Genomic DNA, 25,080 nt, shown 5'->3' with positions numbered 1-25,080 from the left:
GTCATCACATCCGGAAAACGCCGAACGACGGGCGCTCGGCTACAGGAGCGTTCAGCGTCGCCGCAAAGGCGAGGCCCAGCACATCGCGCGTCTGCGCCGGATCGATGACGCCATCATCCCACAGCCGCGCGGTTGCGTGATAGGGATTGCCTTCATCCTCATATTTCTGGCGGATCGGCGCCTTGAAGGCTTCCGCCTCCTCCGCCGTCCATTTCTCCGCATCCCGATGCACCGTCGCCAGCACGCTGGCCGCCTGCTCGCCGCCCATCACCGATATTCGACTGTTGGGCCAGGTGAACAGGAAGCGAGGGCTATAGGCCCTGCCGCACATGCCATAATTGCCCGCGCCAAAGCTGCCGCCGATCAACAGGGTGATTTTCGGCACGCTCGCGGTGGCAACCGCCGTCACCAGCTTCGCGCCATTTTTGGCGATGCCCTCAGCCTCATATTTCCCACCCACCATGAAGCCGGAGATATTTTGCAGGAACAGCAGCGGTATCCGCCGCTGGCACGCCAGTTCGATGAAATGCGCGCCCTTGACCGCGCTCTCGCTGAACAGCACGCCATTATTGGCAAGGATGGCAACCGGCATGCCCCAGATATGCGCAAAGCCGCAGACCAGCGTCGTCCCATACAGCGCCTTGAACTCATGAAATTCGCTGCCATCAACGATGCGCGCGATGACCTCGCGCACATCATAGGGCGCGCGGACGTCCTGCGGCACGATGCCGTAGAGTTCCTGCGGATCAAATCTCGGCGGCACCGGCTCGCGCATGTTAACGTCGATCGCGGGTGCGGGCTGAAGCGTCGATACGATGTCCCGCACGATGCTCAGCGCATGCTCGTCATTTTCCGCGACATGATCCACCACACCGGACTTGCGGCCATGCAGGTCGCCGCCACCCAGATCCTCCGCGCTGATGACCTCTCCCGTCGCGGCTTGCACCAGCGGCGGCCCGGCAAGGAAGATCGTCCCCTGATTGCGCACGATCACCGTCTCATCCGACATTGCGGGAACATAGGCCCCACCCGCCGTACAGCTGCCCATGACGCAGGCAATTTGCGGAATGCCCCGTGCGGACATCTGCGCCTGATTGTAGAAGATGCGCCCAAAATGCTCCCGGTCGGGAAATACTTCGGCCTGATTGGGCAGGTTCGCGCCGCCGCTATCGACCAGATAGACGCAGGGCAGCCGGTTTTCGAGCGCGATCTCCTGCGCGCGCAGATGCTTCTTGACCGTCAGAGGAAAATAGGTGCCGCCCTTCACCGTCGCATCATTGCAGACGATCATCACCTGCCGCCCCTCGACGCGGCCTATCCCAGTGATAAGCCCAGCGCCCGGCACCTCGCCATGATACATACCATTGGCCGCGAGTTGCCCGATCTCCAGAAAAGGACTGCCGGGGTCCAGCAGCCGCTCCACCCGTTCGCGGGGCAACAGCTTGCCGCGCCCGACATGCTTGTCCCGGGCCTTGGCCGGTCCACCGATTGCCGCAGCGGCAACTTTCGCCCGCAACTCCTCCACCAACGCCCGATTATGGGCAGCATTGGTGCGAAACCCATCCGCCTGCGATGACAGCTTGGTGTCGAGCGCTGGCCCGCTCATGCCCCGATCAGCTCCCGGCCGATCAGCATGCGGCGAATCTCATTGGTTCCAGCGCCAATATCCAGCAGCTTGGCGTCGCGCATATAGCGCTCCACCGGCCAATCCTTCGTATAGCCCGCACCGCCTAGCGCCTGCACCGCCTCCAGCGATACCCGCACCGCATTCTCGCTCGCCAGCAATATGGCACCCGCTGCGTCGAACCGCGTCGTCCTGCCCGCGTCACATGCCCGCGCCACCGCATAGACATAGGCACGCGCCGAATTGAGCGCGACATACATGTCTGCCACCTTCGCCTGCATCAACTGGAACGCGCCGATCGGCTTGCCGAACTGCTGGCGCTCCCGAACATAGGGCACCACCGTGTCGAGGCATGCCTGCATGATCCCAAGCTGGATGCCCGCCAGCACAGTGCGCTCATAATCCAGACCCGACATCAGCACGCCAGCGCCGCCATTCAGCGGACCCATGACATTCTCTTCCGGGACTTCGCAATCCTCGAACACCAGCTCCGCCGTTGGTGAACCACGCATGCCGACCTTGTCGATCTTCTGCCCGATCGAAAAGCCCTTGAAGCCCTTTTCGATCAGGAAGGTCGTTATCCCCTTCGACCCCTCTCCCGTCCTGGCATAAACAACCAGCGTATCGGCATAGGTCGCGTTGGTGATCCAATATTTGGTGCCATTCAGGATATAGCGGTCGCCCTTCCTTTCCGCCTTCAGCTTCATCGAAATGACATCTGATCCCGCACCCGCTTCCGACATGGCCAGGCTGCCGACATGCTCGCCGGATATCAGCTTGGGCAGATAGCGCGCTTTCTGCTCCGCATTGCCCCAGCGGCGGATTTGATTGACGCACAGGTTGGAATGCGCGCCATAGCTGAGCCCGATGGAGGCAGAGGCCCGCGCCACTTCCTCCTGCGCGACCACATGCTCCAGATAGCCGAGGCCAAGGCCCCCATCTTCTTCCGCAACGGTAATGCCGTGCAGGCCAAGCGCGCCCATCGCGGGCCACAGTTCGTCGCGCGGAAACCAATCCTCCGCATCGATCCGCACGGCCAGTGGCGCGATCAAATCCGTCGCGAAGCGGTGGGTCGTTTCCCGGATCATCTGGGCATTGTCACCCAGAGCGAAATCGAAATCGGGCGTCATGGCCTCTCCTGAATATCTTGCGCCCTTTTATCATGCCCTCGGACGGCTGGAAAATTGACCAGACACTAATGATATCATAGATACGGTCTATGATTGAACGCTACCTCATCCACTATTTTCTGGCAGTGGTGGATCACGGCAACTTCTCCCGCGCGGCCCAACAATGCGGCGTGTCGCAACCCACCTTGTCCGTGGGCATCGCCAAGCTGGAAGCGCAGATCGGGCACGTCCTGTTCCATCGCACCAATCGCCGCGTGGAACTGACTCCAGCAGGCAGCCGGTTTGCCGCTCATGCCCGCCGCATAGAAGCAGAGTTCGCCCGCGCCCAGCAGGCAATGGCGGAAAATGACAGCAGCAAGCTCATTCGCCTCGGCATAATATCGACATTGCCGTCCCATTGGATCGAACAAGCCACTCGGCACGCCTGTGAGGCGAAAGGCGAAAGGCTGGAAATCGTCGAAGGACGCATGCGGGAATTGCTGCCGCGCCTTGAACGTGGCCGGATCGATGCCGTCATTGGCGTGCTGGACAATGATGCGCGCGCCCGAGAAACCCTGTTCGAGGAAGGCTACGCCCTCGCCCTGTCGGGCAGGCATCCACTGGCCGATCGAGAAAGGCTGGACGCGGATGAGGTCGCAGGCATGGACATGATCGTCCGCCGCAATTGCGAAGCGCTTGCCGCAGTCAGCCGCTTCTTCACACAGCGCGGCGTCCGCCCCTTCTTCACCGCCCGCACGGTTAGCGACGACCGCGCGATCGCCTTCCTCCGCGCCGGGCTCGGCATCACCGTCATGCCCCGTTGTTTCCTGCAACCCGGCATAGCGATGCCCGCGCTTTCCGGCTTCGATCAACGTCGCAAGATCGGGATATTGATCGACCCGGCAAGCAGTGGACGGGTTGAAGCGAGCGAAACCCTGCGCCGTTTTTCTTCCGAATTGCGACGTCTACACGCCGCCTGACCCCTTATTTCGAAAGCTCGCCACCCACACAGCGCGGTCCTTCCAGCCCCGCCGCCCAGGCGATAGCTCCGCCGATCATCTTGCGATGTAGCGGCTCGCCATAGGTGGACGCGGCATGACCCAGCGCGGAATAGAATGCGCGTCCATCGCCCACGCAATGAGTCCACACCATCGGATGGTCGGCGCCCATACGGATATCCTTGGGCTTGGTGAAGGGGAGCAGCTTTTCAAACGGGCTGTAGCTTTTCTCGTCGATGGTGACGAGGATGCGGTAGCCCTTGTCCCGAGGATTTGACGCGAAGGAATACCATTCGTCCGTCCGTCGCCAGACCTTGGGCAAATCGCGGGTCGCGGGATGATCGCGATCCTCGACATTCAGGTTCGCCGCCTGAAATTGCGGGTCCATGATATGGCCGATAAACTGCGCGCCGATCAAATCATCGACATACCAGCGCCACGCATATTGCGGATCGCCACCTGCCCCATGCAAACCAACGAAGCCGCCGCCCTTTTCCAACCACGCGCGAAAGGCGCTGCGCTGCTCCGGCGTCAGCACGTCACCGCTGACGCTGTTCCACACCACCGCCTTGAACCGGGCGAGCTGCGCCGGATTGAATATGGCGGCATTTTCCGTCGTGTAGCTGGTCCAGCCACGCGCCTGGGCAATCTCCTCCAACGCGCGATTTGCAGCAACGATCTGCTCGTCGTCGCGAAAGCCGTTCGTCTTCGAAAAGATGAGGATGGCGTTGCCGGAAAGCTTGGCAGGCAGCTGCGGCGGGGTCTTGTCATAGCTCGCGCCAATGCCGAAGACGAGGCGGCCCGCATTGCCCGGCCCCACTGCCATCGTGAACATGACCGCCAGCGCGATCACCGCCAGGACGATGAACGCCACCAGCCATTTGAGGACGCGCATCGCCATGCTCTTGCCCCTCGCCATCAACTTCTCTCCCCCCTTTTAAATATCAACGCCGGACGTCTCGAAACATGATCTGGCCAATCAGCCGCGCCGCCGCGACATCGGTCAGGCCGGTATACATCCGTGGGGCCTGGTTGTTCAGCAGCGAGCAAGGCATACCCGTATATCCGTGGCGAAGTAAACATATGCGTTGCATTTTTACAAAGGTGCATTACCCCCAAGTGGCTTACAAACGGAGAGTATGATGAAGAATTGGATGATCGTCGCCGCCTTGATTGCCATGTCGCCTATGCCTGCCTTGGCGCAGACGGCCTATTCCTCCTCTACGACGGAAATCGGCACCTTGCTCGATGATCCCGCAGCCAAGGCAGTGCTGGCAAAGCACATTCCCGAAATGACGACCAGCGATCAGATCGACATGGCCCGCGCGATGACCCTCAAGGATATTCAGCAATATTCGCCTGATGCGATCACGGACAAGGTTCTCGCCGACATTGACTCAGATCTGGCAAAGCTCCCAAAGAAATAAGACGGAAAATGCTACTGGCCGGGATTATCAGCCCCGGCCAGTTCATTATCATCCAGTTCTGAGCGCTCCCGCTGTGGGTAGACGATTACCAGCTATCCCGCCCCCGTAACAGGACATCGACGGCATCGTCAGCGAAACTCGCTGCTTCTTCCAGGCTCAAGACCCGTATCGTTTCCTCCGTCCGGCGCCATCCCTGGATCATGCTCAGCAATTGCCGGGCGACGCGCTGTGGATTTGCGGCGGGAACCGGGTCGTTCTTCGTTCCCTCGGTAATTTCGTCGGTCAGGAACTGAAGTTCGTAACAATATCCGATCTTGTAAAAGGTTTCGGCGATTTCGGGAAACCGCGAAGCTGTTGCCAGGATCAGTCGATCGAACTGCTGAATTTCCGGGTTTCCCAATGAAGCCATCGCAGTCCGGACATGATGTTTCAGGCGTTCGGAAAATTCCTGCGGAAGATCGACATTATTGGCGCTTGCTTCATTCGACCATCTACGCACACGGTCTTCCACAACCGCTTTCATGAGCGCTTCCTTGGTCGAATGGCGCGCATACAGGGTTCTTTTGGAAACCCCTGCCCCCTGCGCTACCGCCTCCATGGTCGTCGCCTCATATCCGACCGACAAGAACAGATCCCGCGCCGCGCTCAAGATCGCCTCATCGATCTGGCCCGCCTTTTTATTAGGCGGTCGACCGGTTCGGCGATTGGGCGTCAGCCGATCGGCGGCCTTTGCCTCAGCGGAATCCGCCTTTTCTGTCGTCTTTCCCGTAAGCGGCATGTTCCACCCAAAGCTTAAACTCTATGCCCCTTATGTCCTTTCGAACCATCATCACAAGTAAACTCTCCACGCTGCACCGGGATCAAAGCCCGATGCAGTCGGCTCCGACCGTCATGGCTTCTTGTGCCGTCGGTTGACCGGCATCCTCCATGCCCGCCCATATACAGCAGCTCAGGCTCGGGCCTACAGACAGATCAAGGTCGATGCCGTCAGCAACCTTGACCGGATGAAGTCTTCGCGGATTGGAGCGGCGCAACGATCTGACGGCATGCATCTCCAGGAGTGATGTCTTCGCACCATTCGCGCAGAATATTGTCGACCCAGATTATCGCGGGTAGCAGTCCACTATCCCTCAATGCCTGATCCGAACGGTTATGCATGGATGCCCAGACATCTGCCGGAACCTGATCAAGGACACCGGCGATTATGTCCAGGATCGTGCAGATCGCTGTAGAATAGAGCGAGGCCTTATATTGCAGGCGTAGTTCGACGGGATCCAACAGGACTCCGGACTTTTCCTCCAGTTCAGCCGTGAAGGTCCGAAAGACCAGGTCGACCAGTTCCCGGTATCTTTCCGGCTCCGGCATCATCATCATGCCGCTCAACGCCTGCGCGATGCTCATTTGGCCCGCGCCTCCCCAATCGAGCAACCCAACCTTGAGCTCTCCCGATGGTTCGCGCCAATACCAAGCGTTATCCACGTTCAGATTTGGATGGCAAAGGCCAGTATAATCGCGGTCCTCGTGCAGGTAAGCAATAACCGCGTCCTTATGCTCCAGCCCGAACAGCACATCCTCTCGCCAACGTGCCATGAAGTCTGGATCGGACACCTCATCTATAAATAGATGTGGCGCGGTGCGTGTGACGAATTTCTCGAGCGTTGCGATCTTGGCAGTGACATCCGGTATCGGGTCGAAGTCGCGCGCGGCTTCTCCAAAGGGAAATATTTTCTCGATGTCCGACCCGAGCGCGCCGCGTTTTTGCGCCGCCACCAAATGTGCCAACGATCGTGCGAGCAGCACATAATGATCCTCGACATTGCGGATCTCGTGATCATATCCTTTGCGGTGAGCCGGCTCGATCGGCGCCACGCCGAAGGCGATACGCTCTGTAATCAGGATATAATTGGTCGTGCTGCCAGAATAGTCACCGAAATAATATTTCGCCGTCGTGACCGGAAGATCAACTTCAAGCGCAAGGCGCTGCATGTCGATCTCGCCGCTACCCAGGCGGATTAGGCCAAATTTATGATCAGCATCCGCCGGTGGAAACTTGGCGAACAGTTCGGTGTGCAATCCTTCTTCGTCCCGCGCATAGGCTACGGTAAGAAGCGCTCGCTCGGATGCTCCCGGAACACTGATCGGATTCAGCGCGACTATTGCCGTGACTTCATTGTCGGCGGACATGACCCCCGAAGCCCGGAAGGCCTCTGTCAGAAACGCCGCACCGAATTCCGCCAGCATTTCTGGAGAGATGGGGAATGCAAGACCATAATGATCGCCCGGCGCAACCGTCCGGTGCAATTGGTCGAACAGCTTGCGATCAGGCAGCGATCTACGGTGCATCAGCATATTTCCCTGCATAACCACTCAGCCGTGCCGCTGACTGATCTGAAGGAGATGCCCTTCAAGATCCTTCACAAAAGCGTGACGCCCCACGTCAGGAATCGATCGATCTTCCAACACGGTTCCGCCAGCCTTCTCGATGCGCTGCAAGCAAGCGTCGAAATCTCCGCTCGCAAAGCCGATGATCGATTCATTGCGAGCAGGTTGCGTGTCGTCGGGAAAGCTCGCCAGAATGAGCAGCGGGCCGCCCTTGTAAGTCGGCTGGTAGACGATCTCCACAACCGCCCGACCAGCGATATTCGCTTCCATTCGGTTCATTTCGACGAGCCCGAACACGGATTTATAGAAGGCGTCAGACTTTTCTATGTCGTGAACGATCAACTTCGTGAACATGAAGTCGATATCTTGCTCCGCACCGAAAGGAAGTTCCATTACATCTCTCCTTGTTTGAGTCCGCCACTGTCCCTGATCAGATGGTCAGCATTTCCATTTCGCGCGGTGCGGGCTTGGCGGCGTCATCGGCGCGCGTGACGTTGAAGTCTTCTTCGCGGGGCGAGCGCAGGACATGCCAGATGCGCGAGTTGTGGCGCGGGATGGCGAGGATGACCTTCTTCTGCCCGTCGGCGCCCTTGTCGCGATAATAGCCATGGGCGCTGCCGCACTGGACCCAGGCGGTCTTGGCCAGGTTCGCATCGACATCGTCGATGAACGCCTGCGTCGCCTCTGGCGACACATCGAAGGATGACAGATGATCGTCCACCATCCATTGCAGCAGTTCGATGATATAATGGACCTGCTGCTCGCTCACCACCGCATGGTTGGCGACCAGATAGCTGTAGGGCGCGCCCATGAAGACGAAGTTGGGGAAGCCGGTGATCAGCATGCCTTCATAGGAGAAGGGATGCGGGTCGAACGCGTCCGTCAAAGTTTCGCCGCCGACGCCGCGAATGTCGAACTGCCGCCCGAAATGCAGATTATAGCCGGTCGACAGCAGCAGCACATCGCATTCGATCCGCGTGCCATCGGCCAGGATCACCGCGTCCTGCTCGGCCTCGGCCAATTCGCCGCGCACGATCGACACATTGGGCTTTTTGAGCGTGTCGTAAAAGCCGCAATCCAGGATCGGCCGCTTGGCGAACACCGGGAAGTTGGGTGTCAGCAATTCCACCATCTCCGGATCGTCCGGGAAATGACTCTTCAGATAGCCTTCGCACATCATGCGCATGCCGTCGTTGATCGGGCCAAAACCGCCCGTCTTCGCGGCATAGTCCTCATCCTTCATGATCATGCCGTGCATGTCGCGCATCTGGCTGTGCAGGCTTTGCAGCCGCTTCCACTGCGCGACGAAGGGCACATATTCCATCGCCCAGCGCTCGAGTTCCGCCACCGGCGCATGGGCCTGCGGATTGGGGATGATATGTTCCGGCTGGCGCTGCACGATCACCAGCTCGCCGACCTTGTCGGCAATGGCCGTCGCCACCTGTACGCCCGAACAGCCCGTGCCGACCAGGACGACCTTCTTGCCCGTCAGATCGACCGAATGGTCCCAGGCGGCCGAATGAATGACCGGCCCCTTGAAGCTGTCGAGATGCTTCACCTTGGGATAATTGGGATTGTTGTTGGGTCCCACCGCCATGATGAGGACGTTGCACTCATGGCTTTCCGGCTTGCCGTTCCGGATCGCCTTCACCGTCCAGATCTTGCGCTTCTCGTCCCATTCCGCACCCTCGACCCAGGTGCCGAACCGGATCCGGTCGCGAAGGCCATATTTGTCGGTGACGCGATCCAAATAGGACAGGAATTCCTGGCCGCGCGGGTAGAATTGCGTCCAGGAAGCATTGGGCTCGAAGGAGAAGGAATAGATGCGGCTCGGCGTATCGACCGCCGCGCCCGGATAGGTGTTGGTCAGCCAGTTGCCGCCAACCGTGTCCATCGCCTCCAGCACGGTGAAGTCAAATCCCGCCTGCTGCAATTTGATGGCCGCGTTGATGCCCATCATGCCCGCGCCCACAACCAGCACCTTGAAATCGGCGGGCGGGACATCGGCCGCCTTGCGAATGCGCGTGTCGGTGGTGAACCCGGCATGCTGGAACGCGACATCCACCGACATTTCGGGAAGGTCCTGACCCAGCAGCAAACGGCTCATCCGCTTGAACATCGGCCGGTCCAGTTGCGGCATGACCGGAGGCTTCCCGGCCTTTACCGCCACGCGCAGGCGATCGCGGATCTCGGCGACCACGGCCGGATCGATGGCAGGCCGTTCTTCATGCGCATGGATATCGACGAACGTCTCGACCAGCTCTTCCTGGCGGCCGTCGATCGCATCCCAATAGTGGTTCAGCAGCGTCCGATTGCCGGTCATCTGGATCAACGCCATCAGCGCCATGGTGGGGTCCAGCGCATCGATCGCGGCATCGACCCTGGCATTCATGTCCAGCACCCGTTCGTGCATCCCGTTTCTCCTCATATGCGCCCGCTTTCGGACTCGATGAGAATATATTACACATTAGTGTGTAATTGGTCAATGACATTCCCCGAAGTCATTTGGCGATCCGCCCAGGATCATCCCCCGCTGAACCTCACCGAGGGCTTCGTCTCACCATTCATGGGGACGTTGCGCCAAAAATAGCGATGCCGCACCCAGGCTGGTGCCAACAAAAGCTCCATCGCCATTTTCCGTGTCGGATCAATTGGTGAGCCCATATGGTAACTTCACGTTAGACATGCGGGCGCCGTCGATGAAATGCCAATTCAATCTGTGAAAAATTTTCGACATTGGCAGTGTTTCCGATGGAGCTTGTCGGCAACGTTGGTTGCGAACAACTATCCATCTCTCATTATGGACTCACCGGCATATGGAACCATCCACTGCCGGACGGCCCGCTGCGAATTAGCAACGTCCGTCTCGTCAGCTTTTTAGACAAACCAGGTTCGTCGCTCGGTTAAAGGAATTCTCTTGCATGTCACTCGCCCCCGCCATTGCCTCCCCTTCCTCTCCCGTCATCATCACCGGTGGCGCATCGGGAATAGGTCTTGCGTCCGCTCATGCGCTGGCCGTCATTGGCCGCCCTGTTGCTCTGTGGGACATCGACGGCGACAAGGCGTCGGCAGCGGCCCGCGCCATCGTGGCGGAACATGGCACGGCGTCCACGGGCATTGCGATTGATCTGCGTGAACTTGGTGGCATCGAAGCTGCCTTGGCGGCGACGCGGAAAGCGATCGGCAGGCCGGGCGGACTGGTCCATGCTGCTGGCGTTGTTGATACAGCATCGCTGGACGGGCTGACGGCGGAAAGCTGGGACAGCGGGATCGCGATTCATCTCCGTTCCCTCGCTTTCATCGTTCAGGCGCTCCATCAGGATCTGGCGGCGCAGCCGGGCTCCGCAATCGTGGCGATAGCTTCCATCAACGCAACTCTCGGCAATGCCATGAACCCGATCTATAGCGCGGCGAAAGGCGGAATATTGTCGCTCGTAAGATCACTGGCCGATCGGCTGGCCCAAGATGGCGTCCGCATCAATTCGGTATCACCGGGCCAGATCATGACGCCCATGATGCGTCCCGCAGTCGAAGCCCTGCCCCACGGACATTTTGAAAAGCGCATCCTGCTCAATCGTCTTGGCGATCCAGAGGAAGTGGCGCGGGTTGTACGCTTCCTTTTGTCCGATGAGGCAAGCTATATCACCGCGTCGGAAATTGTCGTCGATGGCGGCAACATCTCCTCCCAAAGGGGATGAGCATAAGGACCGCGGTTTCCTTCCCGATGGCGGCGCATTCTTCCCGAATGCCACGCCCCTTCCCCACCACCCATTGCCCAGCCCCTGCGGCAATATGCTCCGCGCATCATAGCCCTCTGCAACGGCGATCAGGCCGGGAGAGGGATGATCATTCTATCGGGTAGCCAGAACGAGGACATGTGACTCGCGTTCATAAATGAAACGTAGTTGTTTACATTATCGACCTCGCACACTAAAACCGCCCCTAATGATGTAGCTTACAGGGCTGCGCTCGCCATGCCGACGACCGGACAAGGCCTGTCACGCCTGGCCCCGTGGTAAGTAGCAAGGCCTACGAATGGTCTTGCCTGAAACGGGCCTAATGAAAGTCGACGAGGAGATCACGTGCGCCACCCCTTCCGTTATCTGACGCTCATGCTTTGCGGCGTTACGCTCGCTGGACAGGCTACCGCTGGTGAAATACCGCGCCTGCGCACGGAAAATGGCCGCCATGCGCTGATGGTTGACGGCAAGCCCTATCTGATGCTGGGCGCGCAGGTTCATAATTCCAGCAATTATCCTTCGGTACTCCCGCAGGTGTGGCCGGTGATGCAGGCGTTGAGCGCCAACACGATCGAGATTCCGGTCGCCTGGGAACAGTTCGAACCGACCGAAGGCAAATTCGATTATAGCTGGGTCGATACGCTGCTGACCCAGGCCCGCCAGAACGACATGCGCGTCGTGCTGCTATGGTTTGGCAGCTGGAAGAATGGAGAATCGACCTACACGCCGGAATGGGTGAAGAACGATACCAAGCGCTTCCCCCGCCTGATGCGCCGCGATGGCCGCCCGACAATGACCTTGTCGCCGTTGGGCGAAGAGACGCTCAAGGCGGATCGCAAGGCCTTCACGGCACTGATGCGGCACTTGCGTGAGGCGGACGCCAAGCACACTGTGATCATGGTCCAGGTCGAAAATGAGATCGGCAGCCATGGGGTCGCGCGTGACTATTCGGCCGCAGCAGAGCAACTGTTCGCGCAGCCAGTGCCTGAAGATGTCCGCGTCGCGTCCGGCAAGCCTGCGGGCACTTGGGCGGAAGCCTTCGGCAAGGAGGCGGATCAGGCATTTGCGGCATGGACCTATGCGCGCTTCGTCCAGCAGGTTGCCGTCGCGGGCAAGGCCGAGAAGAACCTTCCCCTCTACACGAACGCAGCAGTGTTCGACGCCACGGGGACGGCCATGGCGGCTCAGGTTGCGAGCGGAGGCCCCAATTGGAATGTGTTGCCCATATGGAAAACCGTTGCGCCCGCGCTAGACCTCATAGGTCCTGATCTCTATCTGCCCTTGGAGAAGACCTATCTAGGCCTGCTGGATCGTTATACCCGCCCTGACAATGCACTATTCGTTCCGGAAACGAGCAACGCGACTTGGGCAGCGCGCTACTTCTGGTCGGCACTAGGTCGTGGAGCTATTGGCTACGCGCCGTTCGGCATGGATGCGACCAGCTATTCAAACTATCCGCTGGGTGCACGGAAGCTGGACGCAGCCACGATCGAAGCCTTTGCCGCGCCCTATCGCCTGTTCCGTCCAATCGCGAGCGATTGGGCGGCGATCGCCAGCAAAAGGTCCACTTGGGGCACTGCGAAGAATAGCGCGGGCGAAGACTCCACCACTATGGGCAGCTGGAAGATTTCGGTGACCTACGGTCACAACAACTTCGACGTGCCCGCCTGGCCAGGCATGGAACCGCCGCCCTGGGCCAAGGAACCGGTCGGCGGAGGGGTCGTTGCTCAGTTGGCTCCCAACGAATTTTTGGTCGCGGGACAATATAGCCGGTTCCAGTTCACGCCGACGGATTCGGCTGTCAACGGGCAGGTCCTCAGCGCGGAAGAAGGGACGTTCGTGAACGGCCAGTGGGAAGCACGGCGGCGCTGGAACGGCGACCAGATTTCCTACGGCTTCAATTTCAACGAAGAGCCCGCGCTCCTTCGCATAAAATTATCCACCTATTGAGGCTCAAGCTTGGGGGCGGCCCGTCCGCCCCCTCAACGCTGACCGCCAGGCGGAACGGGCTGCTGATCGATAATCCCGTGATTTCATTGCCACTGCATTGACGCTTCCGCAGTATCAGCGATTTGTACGCCGTTAATCCCCAATTTCCTTCGGGCTTGGTCGGGCGTCAACGCCAATACATCTTCGTAGTGCATCATGTAGATCGGCTCCGACTCGCGGCCAACCTTGGCGCCTCGTTCCACAGCATTCTGCACCACCAACCAGGTCTGAGGATAATGGAGAACCGCGCGCGTAATAATGCGCGTCGAACCGAGAATGGAGAATACCGAAAGCTCGCCCGCCAACTCCGGACTCATGTGCATGAACAAATTGGTGAGCCGCATATAATAAGGCACCAGCTCTCCGATGAAATCGAAACCCCCGCCGCCCAATATATGTTCGAAATCGTGGGTCTGCCCGGCGCGTAGCTGGAAATATTCGAAATCATTGCGTGGGGTAAATGGCGGTACGATATCGACCTGAAGGTCATTGCCCGTCAGTTGCGCGTAGAAGATGCCGCCTACCGTGTCCGGCTCATAATGTTTGAGGTCGTCCCGCCCAAAGGTTGAGACGAAGCCTTCACGGAACCATGCGTCGAGGGCCGGATTCTTCTGCCTCTCCGCCGCGAACAGGGCGTTGATATGGTCGATGTCCTGCACCTCGCGCAGAATCTGGACGAGCTGGATGGAATCCGAAGGGGTCGGCACATCAGGCCCGTTCCGCCGTAACAAATGTGTCGCCACCCAATCCCGGACGCGCGCATCATTCAGGTAGCGAGAGGAGCTGATGAGCACGCTGCTGTCGGTTTCCACCGATCTGATGCCTTTCATCAAATAGGAATAGTCGGCCATTTCAACGAACTCCACTGAACGGATCAGACCCGGCAAACGTGGCGGCCAGATCGGGAGGAACGGGAATGGGAAAGCGCATAAGCATTTGCGCCATTCCCTTGGCGGCCGGATCGAGCCGGGTGCTGGCGTTGATGCCCCCTGCCAGAGCATCATGAACCACGAAATTGAGTGCATGCAGCCCCGGCGCGTCATAGCGATCGACGTGTGGAAGCTTATTTCCCGGCGCAAGATGACGATACCAATCCGCGACCGCCTCTGGCGTCAGCGCCAGGCGTAACCATGGCAAATATTCCGGCTCGCGCGCGATGACAGCTACGTTGAACAAATGCCCCTTGTCGCCACTGCGCGCCCAGGCGAGGCGGATCAGGTCCACCGCAACCACGCCCGGCGGCGCTTCAGGAATGGGCTGCGACGCTTGAGGCAGGATTGAGGCAGGCTCGCCCTCAGGTACGGACACAGGCCATGTCTCACCACGAACGGTCACCTGGGGCACGATCCCCTTCTTGTCGACGAGGAACAGGAATATCTCGGTCTTGGGCAGTACGCTGGTCGCAAGGTTGATGGTGGTGCCGACCGCCATGCCGCTGATACCTGCCCATTGTTCGCGGGCAAATATATCTGTCCCACGGCGATCGGGGTGATCCACGACCATCTTGCAGATGACTTCCCGCGCTTCACGGCCACCACCATGAGGTCCGAAGCTGGCTCCTTCACCGATGATGACCGTGTCGGTATCCGTGAAATCGGCCAGATTATGAGCACGCAGCAGCGCCCGGCCGCGCGCATATAATGCCTCCGCCTGGCGCATGGCCTTTTCTGCGGCGTCCTCGCCAAGGATTGGCTGGTACGCAACGGCCCGCCATCCGCCGTCCGACGTGATGCACACCTTGTAGCTGTCGGTGGGCGGGCGCCCTTTTGCGCCGATCACCTTCACCCGATCCTTGCCTTGCTGCTCCAGCTTCACACCACTGAAATCGCAACGGACATCGGCCACGATATAGTCCGCTGGATCGCTTACCTCGTAAAGCAGTTGTTCGGCGACGGTGCCGATGGACACCAGACCGCCCGTGGCCTCCGGCTTTGTAATGATTATCGTCCCGTCCGCATGACATTCGCCAACCGGGAAGCCGATGTTCGCCCAATCCGGCACCTCCCGCCAGTCGGTGAAGGTGCCTCCGGTGACCTGCGCGCCGCACTCCAGCAAATGACCCGCCAGCGTCCCAGCCGCCAACAGGTCGTAATCCCCTGCCCCCCAACCGAATTCGTGGATCAGTGGTCCCAGCACTATGGCACTGTCCACGACGCGTCCGGTGACGACGATGTCCGCTCCCTTGTCCAGCGCCGCCGCGATGGGAAAGGCACCGAGATAAGCATTGGCGCTGATGATGTTTTCCGGGAAAGCAGCACCAGTAAACATGTCGCGATGCCCGGCGGCCCTCAACTGCTCGACCCTTGCGCGCAGATCGTCGCCCTCGACATAGGCAACGGTAAGGGAAAGACCCTCCTCATCGATCATGCGCTCCAGCGCGGCGGCCAGCCCCGCCGGATTGACGCCACCTGCGTTGGCGACCACCTTCACGCCCTGAGCCGCGATCTGGCGCAGATGCGGTCCGACATGGACCGTCAGGAAATCCGTGCCAAATCCCGCAGTCGGATCGGCGGCCTGCATCCGGCCGAAAATGCCCATCGAACCTTCGGCCAGATAATCGAAGACCAGATAGTCAAGCCGCCCGCCATCCAGCAACTGCGGTACGGACAATGCGGTATCGGAAAAGGATGCGGTCGCCCCGCCTATCCTGACGATCTTATCTGACGCGGCGGTCATGGCATCCTCTCCATCATTTTCTGTCTGGAAGAATATAGGACCGGGTAGCGAATGAATGTCACAAAGGTTACACTTGGACCATGAAAAAGAGCGAGCATGCATCGGCACTCCGCCTGTTACGCGGCACGGACTGGCTGCGGGAGTATCCTGCGGCGTTGGCCGAGGAGCTTCTGGCGCATGGTCGGATCATTCATCTCGACACCGGCCAATGGGCGCAGGCGCAAGGGGATGACCGAAGCGGCCTTTTCGTTGTGATCGATGGGCTGTTCCATTCCTTCTGCACCGCGCCGGGTGACAGGCAGGTGATGATCGGTCCATCCGGCCCCGGATCGGTACTCGGCCATGCGACACGGTTCAGCGGCGGCCCTCGGTTAGTGACCGCTATATCGGTGGAACCGAGCATGTTGCTGGAAATCAGTGAGAGTGCGTTGGAGCGAATTGCCGAGAAGCGCCCCGAAATCTGGCGGGCTATCGCTGACTTTGCCTACACCAATATGCGCCGGACCCTGCATATGCTTGCGGAGCTGATGGCGCTCCCGCCCAGACAACGCATAGCCTCTCGCCTGCTGGCTTCGGCAGTCGCGTCAGATGACGGACTCGTCGTCCGGCTCAGCCAGCAGGCATTGGGGGAGATGATCGGCGTCACGCGCAAGACAATTAACCTGCATCTCGCCGCGTTCGAACGGGCGGGGCTGATCCGGCTGGGCTATGGCCGTATCGAACTGACCGACGCTGATGGGTTACGCGGCGTGGCGGCAGCGGATTGACGCTACAGAACACCCCAGCGCTGTCCCATCCGGGCAGCTGGCAGCAGAAGATGGCGGATCAGCACCTCATATTTCCGGTTGAACGAGACAGGCTCCGGCTTTTCCAATGGGAAAGGCATGGCGTGCATGGCATCGCGCGCCAGCGCGTCCGCCATGATCTTGCCCATCAGCGGCGCCATGACATTGCCCCAGGCATTGAAATACATGAGGCCAAAGACATTGTTCGCCAATTCGAAAACGCCCGGAAATTGCGCCTTTCGCATCGCGACACGGCCGGTCCAATAATCCTCCATCTCAATTCCCATGCCGCGAGCTTCTGGCCAGACCCGGTGCAACCATCGCAATTGGGATCGGAAATGCCATGCCGCATCATGGGCACCCCCAACACGAGGAATGGAGGAGAGGATCAATCGGTTGTGGCAATCGCGGACCATCGGATTAAGATCGACCGGCGCCTGCGCGAACGTGCCCCCGCCGGGCAGGATGATATCCAGCGCTTCGGACGGCAGAGGCTTTGTCGTCAAGGCATAGGCCGTCAGGGGATAGAAGGCTTTGCGAAACGCCGGTTCAATGGCCGCTGGATAGGCTGCGGTGCAGAAAATCACACGATCGGCCAGCACGCTGCCGCTCCGGGTCCGCACCCGCCACCGGCCCTGCACCGGTTCAAGTGACAGAGCTTCGCTGTCTCCATGAATTTGTGCGCCGAGCCGGGCCGCCACAGCGATCATGCCCTTGGTGAACAGATAGGGGTTCACCCGGCCGCCATCTTCAAAGATCACGCCAAAGGGATAGGCATCTGACCCGGTTCGCGCCTTCATCTCCGAGCCGGACGCAACCGTCAGCCGCTGAAGCCCGCTCGTCTCCAGATAGGCGAAGGTCCGGACGAAGGCGTCAAAGGCTCTACGTGTCTTCATGCCATGGATATAGCCCGACCGAACCGCGTCGCAGTCGATCCCATGTCGGGCGGAAAGATCGAAGGGGATGGTGTGATGCTCGCGGAATAGTTCCAGGAACCGCTTACCCCCTTCTGGAAAGCGCTCGACCACCTTCACGTCGCGCAGGATCGGCAGCACATGACCGGCATTACGCCCGGAGGCGCCCCAGCCGGGCTGTCGTGCCTCCAGCACGGCCACGCCGATCCCCGCCTCCGCCAAGTGAAGCGCTAGAGAAGCGCCCGCCAGCCCGGCGCCGATCACCACGACATCAGTCGAAACATCATCCAACAGGCTCGGCCATGCTCTCGCCAGCCCCTGTGGTCTTGTCCAGCCGCTGCTCGCTACAGGCACTTCCCCCCGTTCATAGGCTTCGTTGTTCGACATGATCATATTTCCAGACAGAGGAGGGATTCATCGCGCGCAGGTCTTGCACGGCAGAAGGTCGAGGCGCAGGCAGCGAGCAGACAGAGCGCCGCGATGACGAGTATCGGCCGGGAATATCCGCCGGTCGCTTCATAGGCCCAGCCCACGACCGCCGGTGCAAGCGCGGCGAGAAAGCCATTCGCCGTGAAAACGATGCCCAGCATCGCGGCATAGGCCCGCTGCCCGATGATCTCGCTCAGCAACATCGAACCGGCCTGCGCGGGTAATCCTGCAACGCCGCCCCAGCACAGGATGAACAGCAGAATAGCACCATAGCCGTGCCCGACGCCGAGCAGCGCCAATGTGCCCACGCTTTGAATTAGCAGGATCAGCGGCAGGAGAATGCGCCCGCTCACCCGATCGGACAGGTAACCGCCTATCATCAGGCCAGGAAGGCTCATGAAATTGGCGACGCCGAAAAGGGTGACGGCATCGCTGCCCGAAAATCCGATCTTGCGCAGGTAGGCAATGAGGTTGAACAATATGGCGTTCATTCCGAACTGGCTGATTGTCAGGACCAGGGTCAATATCCAGAAGGCGGGCAGTCTCAGGCCCTGTTCTACCGTGAGGCCCGACGCCTGATGCTCATGACGTTGGCCGCCGTTGATCCTGCGGGGAAGGCGACACAAGAGAGGCAGGCCGATCAGGGCGACGACTGATCCGAAAATCCAGAAAGACTGCCGCCATCCCGCAGCGTCGATCAGCCAACGGCTGGCGATTGGCATGGTGGAACTGGCAAGAGCACTGGCCCCAATGAACAGCGCCACCGCCAATCCCCTTCGCCGGTGAAAGCATTGCGAAATCACGGCGATGCCCGGCACGATCGTCGCGACGCCCGTGCCGATGCCCGACAGTGCCATTGCCGCCATGAATTCGGCCAGAGACCCTACGAACCCGGCCGCCACCCAGCCGCACAGGGCAATGCTCACACCGACGAGAAACAGCCCCCTCACCCCCAAACGCCGCATGAGCGCGCCGACGCTCAGATTGCCGATGCTCATGCCAAGCAGCAGCATGACCGGCCCGCCACCCATTGACGCTTCGCTCCAGCCAAAATGTGCCTGCATCACAGACACATAGATGCTGAGCGACGTCAGCATGCCCCCGATCAGCAGAAAACCGATCGTCGAGAGGATGAGCAGCAGTCCCCACGGCTCATCTGGGGACATCGCCTCTCCTTCCGACACCGCATTCTGCCCGGTCGCCTGCATATATAATCTCTCATGTTCCATGAAATGGCACTTGAACCGGGCACTGGCGGCCCGATATGGGTCGCGCATGACGCGCGGCAACATCCGCCCCGGAGGGCGCACCGAAAGGGTCAGGCAGAGCGTTGCCGCGACCGTTCTTCACCTCATCAAGAGCGGGGCGACCGAGTTTTCGATGCTGGATGTGGCGGAACAGTCCGGCATTGCGCGATCGACCATCTATGCACGTTGGCCCAGCAAAGAGGCGCTGATCGCAGAGGCGTTGACGACACATAATTCGACGTTCCAGGTCGAACCCGGGTCCGACTGGCGCGATCATCTGCGCGCGATTGCCACGGCATTTCGCGACTTCTCCTCGGAACCGGATGAAATCGCCATCAATGGCCTGATCGCCAGCCTTGGACCCGGCTTCCTCAACGAGGAAACGAGGCGTCAGTGGCTGTCCATCTCGCATGACATGGGGGAACCGCTCCGTGAGGCGCAGCGCGCGGGATTGATCCGCCCCGATGTGGACATCACGATGGTGATCGCGACATTGTTCACATCGATAGCGGGCCTGATCGTGATCGCGAAGGACCGGCCGGATGACGATCATCTGGAGCAATTGACGAACCTGCTGATCAGGGGATGCGAGATCCCCGGGGTGAAAGGCTGACTTGCCGACAGCCGGGGAGAAGGCTCGCCCTTCCCCCGGCTGCCGATCGCTCAATAAGTGAACTTCGCATCCACCCCGAATGTACGCTTTTTCTTGAACGAGGCGCTGCCATAGCCAAGGCTGCCGAAGTCGATGCCGAAATCGATATTGCGCTGATTGGTGAGGTTGTCGCCCCACACGCCGACGTCCAGCTTGCCTCCGCCTGCGGCAATATCCGCCAGCGAAATGCGGGCACGCAGATTATGATCCGGGCGAGACCGGATATCGCGATTGAACAGGTTCAATCGATCGATCGTGAACCAGTAAACCGTACTGCGATAGGCATAGTCGGCGCGCAGCGACAGCTTTCCAATGGGCAGACTATAATCATATTGAACGCCGATATGCGTGTTGAGCTTCGCCGCCTGCGACAGTCGTGCTTCGGACGCGACATTGACCAGCTCATTGGTCGCAGGATCACGATAGAGATAGCTTTTATATTTGGGCGATGTGTAGCCCAACGAAGCATCTATCGTCAGTCCCTGCACCGGAATGGCGGTGATTTCGGCCTCAACACCCCGATATGCCACGCGCCCCGCATTGACGATCGCCGAAGTCGCGCCGGCCGTGCCCGCCAGGAATTGCGAGATCTGAAGGTCGCGGTAATCGACATAAAAAGCGGACAAATTGGTCCGCAGCATATGGTCAAACCACTCGCCCTTCAGCCCCGCCTCATAGGCGACCACCTTTTCCGGCGCGAAAACATTGATCTCCGAAGCGGAAGGATTGATGCCGCCCGACCGGAAACCACTGGACACACGGACATAGCCCATCAAATCCTGCCGCAGTTCGTAATTCGCCGACGCCAGCCATGAAAGATTGCGATAGGAAACCTGCCCATCCAGATTGGGCTGTACATCGCCCGCCAACGTCAGCCATTTCTTGTCACGCGTATAGCGAACGCCACCTGTGAGTTCGAGGCCGCTTCCTTCCGGCGTGTAGCTGATCTGGCCGAACAGCGCATAGGAACGCGCCTTGCCAGAAAATGCCTGCAAGGGGGAGAGGTTGACGCCCGCATCACCGCCCGGCAGCATAAAGGTCAGCTGCTGATAATTGGCTTCGGAAGACTTCTCGCTGAAATAGAATGCGCCGCCGACATATTTGAATTCACCGGCTTCACCCAGCAATTGCACTTCCTGCGAAAACTGATGCTGGCGTTGCGTCGTGTAACCATCATAGGGCGTAACCGGCTGCACTCCCGTCGGCACGACGGTGCCATCGACGAACAGGATCGGGCTAAGCGTAAAGCCGCGCAGCGTGCCATTGCCCGACAGGCCGTTCGCGCCATCCTGGCGGTAGGAGCGATAGGCTGTGATCGACTTGATCGCGAGTTCCGGGATCAACTGATAGTTCAGTGTCAGCGCATGACCATAAACTCTCGCCTTCACCCCAAAGGTGGGATTGCCATCCAGGTCGAGCGCGGGCTGCTGTTCGCCCTTGCGCAGTCCGTCCGCGCCAATCTGGAAAGATGAGCCACCGAACAGCGGTGAGGCGCCAAAATAGTTGCGCACATCGTCGGTGGCATTCACGACCTGGAAGAAGGCTGGAATGCCGGTACGCGTGTTGTAGTCGAAACCATAATTGACGGTCAGGTCACCAAAGTCTCCCTGCACCGCAGCCGTGACGGCTTCACTGTTAAGCGCGCCGGGATCCTGATTGGACGGTGCCAGAACATTGTCGAAATAACCGTCGCGCTGCCGGTGCATATAGGAGGCGGACGCCTTGATCGGCGTTCCAGCGATATATCCCGTATCGAAGCGCGCCCGAGCATACCAGTCGTCGAAGCTGCCATAGCCTGCCTTGCCTTCGAAGCCTGCATGATCGGCAGGCTTGCGGCTGATCAGTTGGACGGCACCGCCCACACTGTTACGCCCGAACAATGTCCCCTGCGGTCCGCGCAGCACCTCGATCCGTTCCAGATCAACCAGATCGAAGATCGCACCGGCCGATCGGGCGATATAGACGCCGTCCAGATAGATGCCGACCCCCTGTTCCGACACCGCGCTGGGCGACGCGTTGCCGATGCCGCGGATGAACACCGATGCAGCGGTGATCGACGCAGGCTGCTGGCTGATGCCCAGATTAGGGGTGAACTGAGCCGTGGCCACGACGTCGCGGATGTTCAGCCTGTCCAGCAATTCACCAGACATCGCGGTCACAGCGACTGGCGTGTTCTGAAGGTTTTCGCGTGTCCGCCGCGCCGTCACTACAATGGTTTCCAGACGGGAGCCCTCGCCCTGCGCGACCGGTGTCGCGGCCTGCTCCTGTGGTGCGGCCGCCCACGCCGGGGTCGCGCTCCATGCCACCCCCGCCAGCAACGCGTAGCGCGAACAGAGTCCAACTCTCATGCCAATACTCCCCTATTTTATGGACTCGTCTGAGCCCGTTCCTGTTCTTGGCGACGGCAATTGGCACAGCGTTTTTTATTTAACAAGACATTTTGTATCGTTTATGACAAAGCGCATTGGTCGCAGCGGATCGCCGCGCGGAGGAGGAGAAGACATGTCTGATATTGAAGGCGCTGAAAGCTATGGATTGTGTGAAGCGAAGGTGGTGGGCGAACTTCTGTTCTGCTCCGGCCAGATCGGTGTGGAGGCCGACGGAACCGTGCCCGCTGACCCGTCACGCCAGTTTACCCTCGCCTTCGACGCGCTAGCCGATGTCCTCGCGCGTCATGGAAGCAAGGCGAGCGATATCGTTGACCTCACGACCTTCCATGTCGGCTTCCCCGACCATATGGACGTCTTCATGGCCGCCAAGGCCAACTTCCTGAATGGCGCCATTTGCTGCTGGACGGCGGTGGGCGTCGCGGCGCTGGGCTATCCGGGCTCGCTCGCCGAGATCAAGGCCATCGCAAGCCTGCCCAATCCTGCACGCTGAAATGACGAGGGAGGAAATTCGTGAAGACCGCTGAAGAGTTTGATTATATCGTGGTCGGCGCTGGTTCGGCCGGATGTGTCCTTGCCAACCGGCTTTCCGCCGACCCGGCGATCAAGGTCCTTTTGCTTGAGGCAGGTGGACGGGACATCAATCCGTTGATCCACATGCCTGCGGGTTTCTTCCCGATGCTTCAGGCCGGAATGGTCAGTTGGAAATATCAAACCGCGCCTCAAAAGCATCTGGACGACCGCGTCCTCAATGATGCGCGCGGCAAGGTTCTGGGCGGCAGCAGTTCGATCAACGGCATGTGCTACAGCCGGGGCAGCCCCGAAATCTTCGACCTGTGGGCTGATCTTGGCAACAGCGGCTGGTCCTATTCGGATGTCCTGCCCTATTTCAAACGGGCGGAATGCAGTTGGCGTGGGGAGAATGAATTTCACGGCGGCAGCGGTCCTCTGCCGGTGACGCACGCAAAGGTGACCAACCCGGGCCACAAGGCATGGCTTGAAGCCGCGCAGCAGGCAGGCTTCCCCTATAGCGACGACCATAATGGCGCCGCGCCGGAGGGTTTCGGTCCATGCGAATATACGATCCGCAAAGGCCGCCGAATGAGCACGGCGGTCACCTATCTTCGGCCCGCAAACAAGCGGCCGAACCTGACGGTCCGTACGAAAGCCCACGTCACCCGCATCATTATGGACGGCCATCGTGCGGTAGGAGTCGAATATCGCCAGAAAGGCCGTATCGCACAGGCTCGCGCCGTTCGCGAGGTCATCAGTAGCGGCGGTACTTTCCAGTCAGCCCAATTGCTCATGCTGTCGGGCATCGGCGATGGCGACCATCTCCGGTCGATCGGGATCAGAGCGGTTGCAGACCTCAAGGGCGTCGGTCAGAATCTGCACGACCATATCGGCTCTCAGGTTCAGATAATCAGTCCCGAACCGGTGTCGGATTATAAGTTCATCTCGAACCCCTTGCGGATCGCGGCGGCAGGTTTGCGCTACATGACGACGCACACCGGGCCGCTTGCGGGCTTCAGCACGGACGTCATCGCCTATCTGCGATCAGGTGCGCCAGGGCATGACGAACTTGACCTCAAATATTATTTCCTGCCGATCCTGTCGGGTGAGGGCGCGCAGATCGTTCGCCAACATGGCTTTACCAATCTCGTCATCCTGACTCGCCCGGAAAGCCGCGGGGAGTTGAAGTTGCGATCGTCCGATCCGTTCGCGCAGCCGATCATCGACGCTAACTATCTCGCTGAGGAGCGCGACCGCGACGCCCTGCGGCGCGGCGTTCGGATAGCGCGGGAAATCTTCAAGCAACCTGCCTACGCCAAATATCGCGGCGAGGAATATCACCCGGGCGCTCATTGTTCTACCGACGCGGAGCTTGATGCCTTTTTTCGACGGGACTGCCACGTCAATTACGAAGCGGTGGGCACCTGCCGCATGGGTCATGACGATATGGCGGTAGTCGATGATCAACTGCGTGTGCATGGCATTGACGGGCTACGCGTGGTCGATGGTTCCGTCATGCCGCGGATCACTACAGGCGATCCTAATGCCTCGATCATCATGATCGCGGAAAAGGCCGCGGAGATGATGCTGAATGGGTGAAAGTTGCAGCTCGCATGAAGACATCAAATTGAGGGCGCAATCGCGCTCACCTCTTTTCGGGATCAAATCATGGAAAACGCATTTGCCACATTCGAACGACGTCTCGCGGCCGCAGAAGACCGGTTAGAGATTATCGATCTGGAAGCAGAATATTCCCGCGCCTGGGATAGCGGAGACACAGATGGTTGGGCGGACGTCTTCACCCCGGACGGAGTGTTCGAGATTACCAAATCCGGCGACCAGCCAACCCGCCTAGTGACAGGAACGGAGGAACTTGCGGGGTTTTGCGCGGAAGTCAGTGAATATTATCAGGGGCTCCATTTTAACACCGCACCCCGCCTTCGCGTTGATGGAGACATGGCTTGGGGCCAGGTCCACTTCCAGTGGATCGGCATCTTCCGGCCCCGCGCAACGCATAGCGGCCAACGCCACGCCGCTGGCTACTATCAGGTGACCTACCGTCGGATCGAAATCGGCTGGCGTATTGAACGGCGCGTCGAAACACAAATCAGCGGAAACATCGTCGAAGCCTTCGACCCGGTGATCGCTGCTATGAGTCGCGACGCTTTCAGGAAATCTTGAATATGACTCGTTGATCCAGACAGCAGG

21 protein-coding genes are annotated in these 25,080 nt (G+C 59.7%); 9 read left to right on the top strand and 12 right to left on the bottom strand.

Translation table 11 applies throughout. The features are described from left to right. Window positions 1-4: 4 nt before the first annotated feature. Together ACYU81_RS17730 and ACYU81_RS17725 are read right to left on the bottom strand one after the other, a co-directional pair. Window positions 5-1,606, bottom strand: coding sequence for a carboxyl transferase domain-containing protein (locus ACYU81_RS17730; RefSeq protein ID WP_460989017.1), 1,602 nt, complete (start codon window positions 1,604-1,606; stop codon window positions 5-7). Beyond that, entirely contained in the window at window positions 1,603-2,754 is a 1,152-nt protein-coding gene (locus ACYU81_RS17725) for an acyl-CoA dehydrogenase family protein (RefSeq protein WP_460989016.1), read from the bottom strand. Before ACYU81_RS17725 ends, ACYU81_RS17730 begins: the two co-directional genes overlap by 4 nt. Window positions 2,755-2,843: 89 nt before the next feature. Between ACYU81_RS17725 and ACYU81_RS17720 the strand changes: the two genes are divergently transcribed. After that, the gene (locus ACYU81_RS17720; protein WP_460989015.1) at window positions 2,844-3,713 is read left to right on the top strand and encodes a LysR family transcriptional regulator; all 870 of its coding nucleotides are present in this window, start codon (window positions 2,844-2,846) and stop codon (window positions 3,711-3,713) included. A 4-nt stretch (window positions 3,714-3,717) separates the two neighbouring features. On the opposite strand, the gene ACYU81_RS17715 is transcribed toward ACYU81_RS17720, so the two are convergent. Further along, window positions 3,718-4,650: a ThuA domain-containing protein gene (locus ACYU81_RS17715; RefSeq protein ID WP_460989014.1), complete on the bottom strand. Its 933-nt coding sequence runs from the start codon at window positions 4,648-4,650 to the stop codon at window positions 3,718-3,720. 223 nt (window positions 4,651-4,873) lie between these two features. Here ACYU81_RS17715 and ACYU81_RS17710 point away from each other — a divergent pair, with 223 nt between their 5' ends. Further along, window positions 4,874-5,158 (top strand): hypothetical protein, encoded by a 285-nt coding sequence (locus ACYU81_RS17710; protein ID WP_460989013.1) that lies wholly within the window; start codon window positions 4,874-4,876, stop codon window positions 5,156-5,158. Between the two features lie 85 nt (window positions 5,159-5,243). On the opposite strand, the gene ACYU81_RS17705 is transcribed toward ACYU81_RS17710, so the two are convergent. From ACYU81_RS17705 to ACYU81_RS17690, 4 genes are all read right to left on the bottom strand, one after another. Further along, window positions 5,244-5,936, bottom strand: a complete 693-nt coding sequence (locus ACYU81_RS17705; protein ID WP_460989012.1) for a TetR/AcrR family transcriptional regulator — start codon at window positions 5,934-5,936, stop codon at window positions 5,244-5,246. Between the two features lie 209 nt (window positions 5,937-6,145). Beyond that, window positions 6,146-7,501: a hypothetical protein gene (locus ACYU81_RS17700; protein ID WP_460989011.1), complete on the bottom strand. Its 1,356-nt coding sequence runs from the start codon at window positions 7,499-7,501 to the stop codon at window positions 6,146-6,148. Between the two features lie 24 nt (window positions 7,502-7,525). After that, window positions 7,526-7,933, bottom strand: coding sequence for a VOC family protein (locus tag ACYU81_RS17695; protein ID WP_449469402.1), 408 nt, complete (start codon window positions 7,931-7,933; stop codon window positions 7,526-7,528). 37 nt (window positions 7,934-7,970) lie between these two features. Then, window positions 7,971-9,953 (bottom strand): flavin-containing monooxygenase, encoded by a 1,983-nt coding sequence (locus ACYU81_RS17690; RefSeq protein WP_460988393.1) that lies wholly within the window; start codon window positions 9,951-9,953, stop codon window positions 7,971-7,973. Window positions 9,954-10,461: 508 nt separating this feature from the next. Here ACYU81_RS17690 and ACYU81_RS17685 point away from each other — a divergent pair. Both ACYU81_RS17685 and ACYU81_RS17680 read left to right on the top strand, forming a co-directional pair. After that, the gene (locus tag ACYU81_RS17685) at window positions 10,462-11,238 is read left to right on the top strand and encodes an SDR family NAD(P)-dependent oxidoreductase (protein ID WP_460989010.1); all 777 of its coding nucleotides are present in this window, start codon (window positions 10,462-10,464) and stop codon (window positions 11,236-11,238) included. Window positions 11,239-11,622: 384 nt separating this feature from the next. Then, window positions 11,623-13,230, top strand: coding sequence for a DUF5597 domain-containing protein (locus ACYU81_RS17680; RefSeq protein ID WP_460989009.1), 1,608 nt, complete (start codon window positions 11,623-11,625; stop codon window positions 13,228-13,230). A gap of 83 nt (window positions 13,231-13,313) precedes the next feature. Here the strand turns inward: ACYU81_RS17680 and ACYU81_RS17675 are convergent, their stop codons facing one another. Together ACYU81_RS17675 and ACYU81_RS17670 are read right to left on the bottom strand one after the other, a co-directional pair. After that, entirely contained in the window at window positions 13,314-14,120 is an 807-nt protein-coding gene (locus ACYU81_RS17675; RefSeq protein ID WP_460989008.1) for a Coq4 family protein, read from the bottom strand. A gap of 1 nt (window position 14,121) precedes the next feature. After that, window positions 14,122-15,945, bottom strand: coding sequence for an acyclic terpene utilization AtuA family protein (locus tag ACYU81_RS17670; protein WP_460989007.1), 1,824 nt, complete (start codon window positions 15,943-15,945; stop codon window positions 14,122-14,124). A gap of 80 nt (window positions 15,946-16,025) precedes the next feature. Here ACYU81_RS17670 and ACYU81_RS17665 point away from each other — a divergent pair, with 80 nt between their 5' ends. Continuing rightward, window positions 16,026-16,712 carry a Crp/Fnr family transcriptional regulator gene (locus ACYU81_RS17665; RefSeq protein ID WP_460989006.1) on the top strand — a complete coding sequence of 229 codons (687 nt, stop codon included), beginning with the start codon at window positions 16,026-16,028 and terminating at the stop codon, window positions 16,710-16,712. A 2-nt stretch (window positions 16,713-16,714) separates the two neighbouring features. Here ACYU81_RS17665 and ACYU81_RS17660 read toward each other — a convergent pair whose 3' ends face one another. Next, window positions 16,715-18,031, bottom strand: a complete 1,317-nt coding sequence (locus tag ACYU81_RS17660; protein WP_460989005.1) for an NAD(P)/FAD-dependent oxidoreductase — start codon at window positions 18,029-18,031, stop codon at window positions 16,715-16,717. Window positions 18,032-18,033: 2 nt separating this feature from the next. Beyond that, window positions 18,034-19,350, bottom strand: coding sequence for an MFS transporter (locus ACYU81_RS17655; RefSeq protein ID WP_460989004.1), 1,317 nt, complete (start codon window positions 19,348-19,350; stop codon window positions 18,034-18,036). Between ACYU81_RS17655 and ACYU81_RS17650 the strand changes: the two genes are divergently transcribed. Next, entirely contained in the window at window positions 19,349-19,933 is a 585-nt protein-coding gene (locus tag ACYU81_RS17650; protein WP_449469094.1) for a TetR/AcrR family transcriptional regulator, read from the top strand. The genes ACYU81_RS17655 and ACYU81_RS17650 overlap by 2 nt on opposite strands. A 50-nt stretch (window positions 19,934-19,983) precedes the next feature. On the opposite strand, the gene ACYU81_RS17645 is transcribed toward ACYU81_RS17650, so the two are convergent. After that, window positions 19,984-22,320, bottom strand: a complete 2,337-nt coding sequence (locus ACYU81_RS17645) for a TonB-dependent receptor (RefSeq protein WP_460989003.1) — start codon at window positions 22,318-22,320, stop codon at window positions 19,984-19,986. Between the two features lie 154 nt (window positions 22,321-22,474). Between ACYU81_RS17645 and ACYU81_RS17640 the strand changes: the two genes are divergently transcribed. The 3 genes from ACYU81_RS17640 to ACYU81_RS17630 all read left to right on the top strand — a co-directional run bounded on the left by ACYU81_RS17640 (window position 22,475) and on the right by ACYU81_RS17630 (window position 25,053). Beyond that, window positions 22,475-22,852 carry a RidA family protein gene (locus ACYU81_RS17640; RefSeq protein WP_460989002.1) on the top strand — a complete coding sequence of 126 codons (378 nt, stop codon included), beginning with the start codon at window positions 22,475-22,477 and terminating at the stop codon, window positions 22,850-22,852. Window positions 22,853-22,872: 20 nt separating this feature from the next. Further along, window positions 22,873-24,471, top strand: coding sequence for a GMC family oxidoreductase (locus ACYU81_RS17635; RefSeq protein ID WP_460989001.1), 1,599 nt, complete (start codon window positions 22,873-22,875; stop codon window positions 24,469-24,471). A gap of 69 nt (window positions 24,472-24,540) precedes the next feature. Next, on the top strand, window positions 24,541-25,053 hold the full coding sequence (locus ACYU81_RS17630; protein ID WP_460989000.1) for a nuclear transport factor 2 family protein: 513 nt from the start codon (window positions 24,541-24,543) through the stop codon (window positions 25,051-25,053). Window positions 25,054-25,080 lie beyond the last annotated feature (27 nt).

Source organism: Sphingobium sp. TomTYG75, from assembly GCF_054771635.1.
Note: the sequence above shows the minus strand (reverse complement) of the source record. Positions and strands in the feature narration are given on the sequence as shown.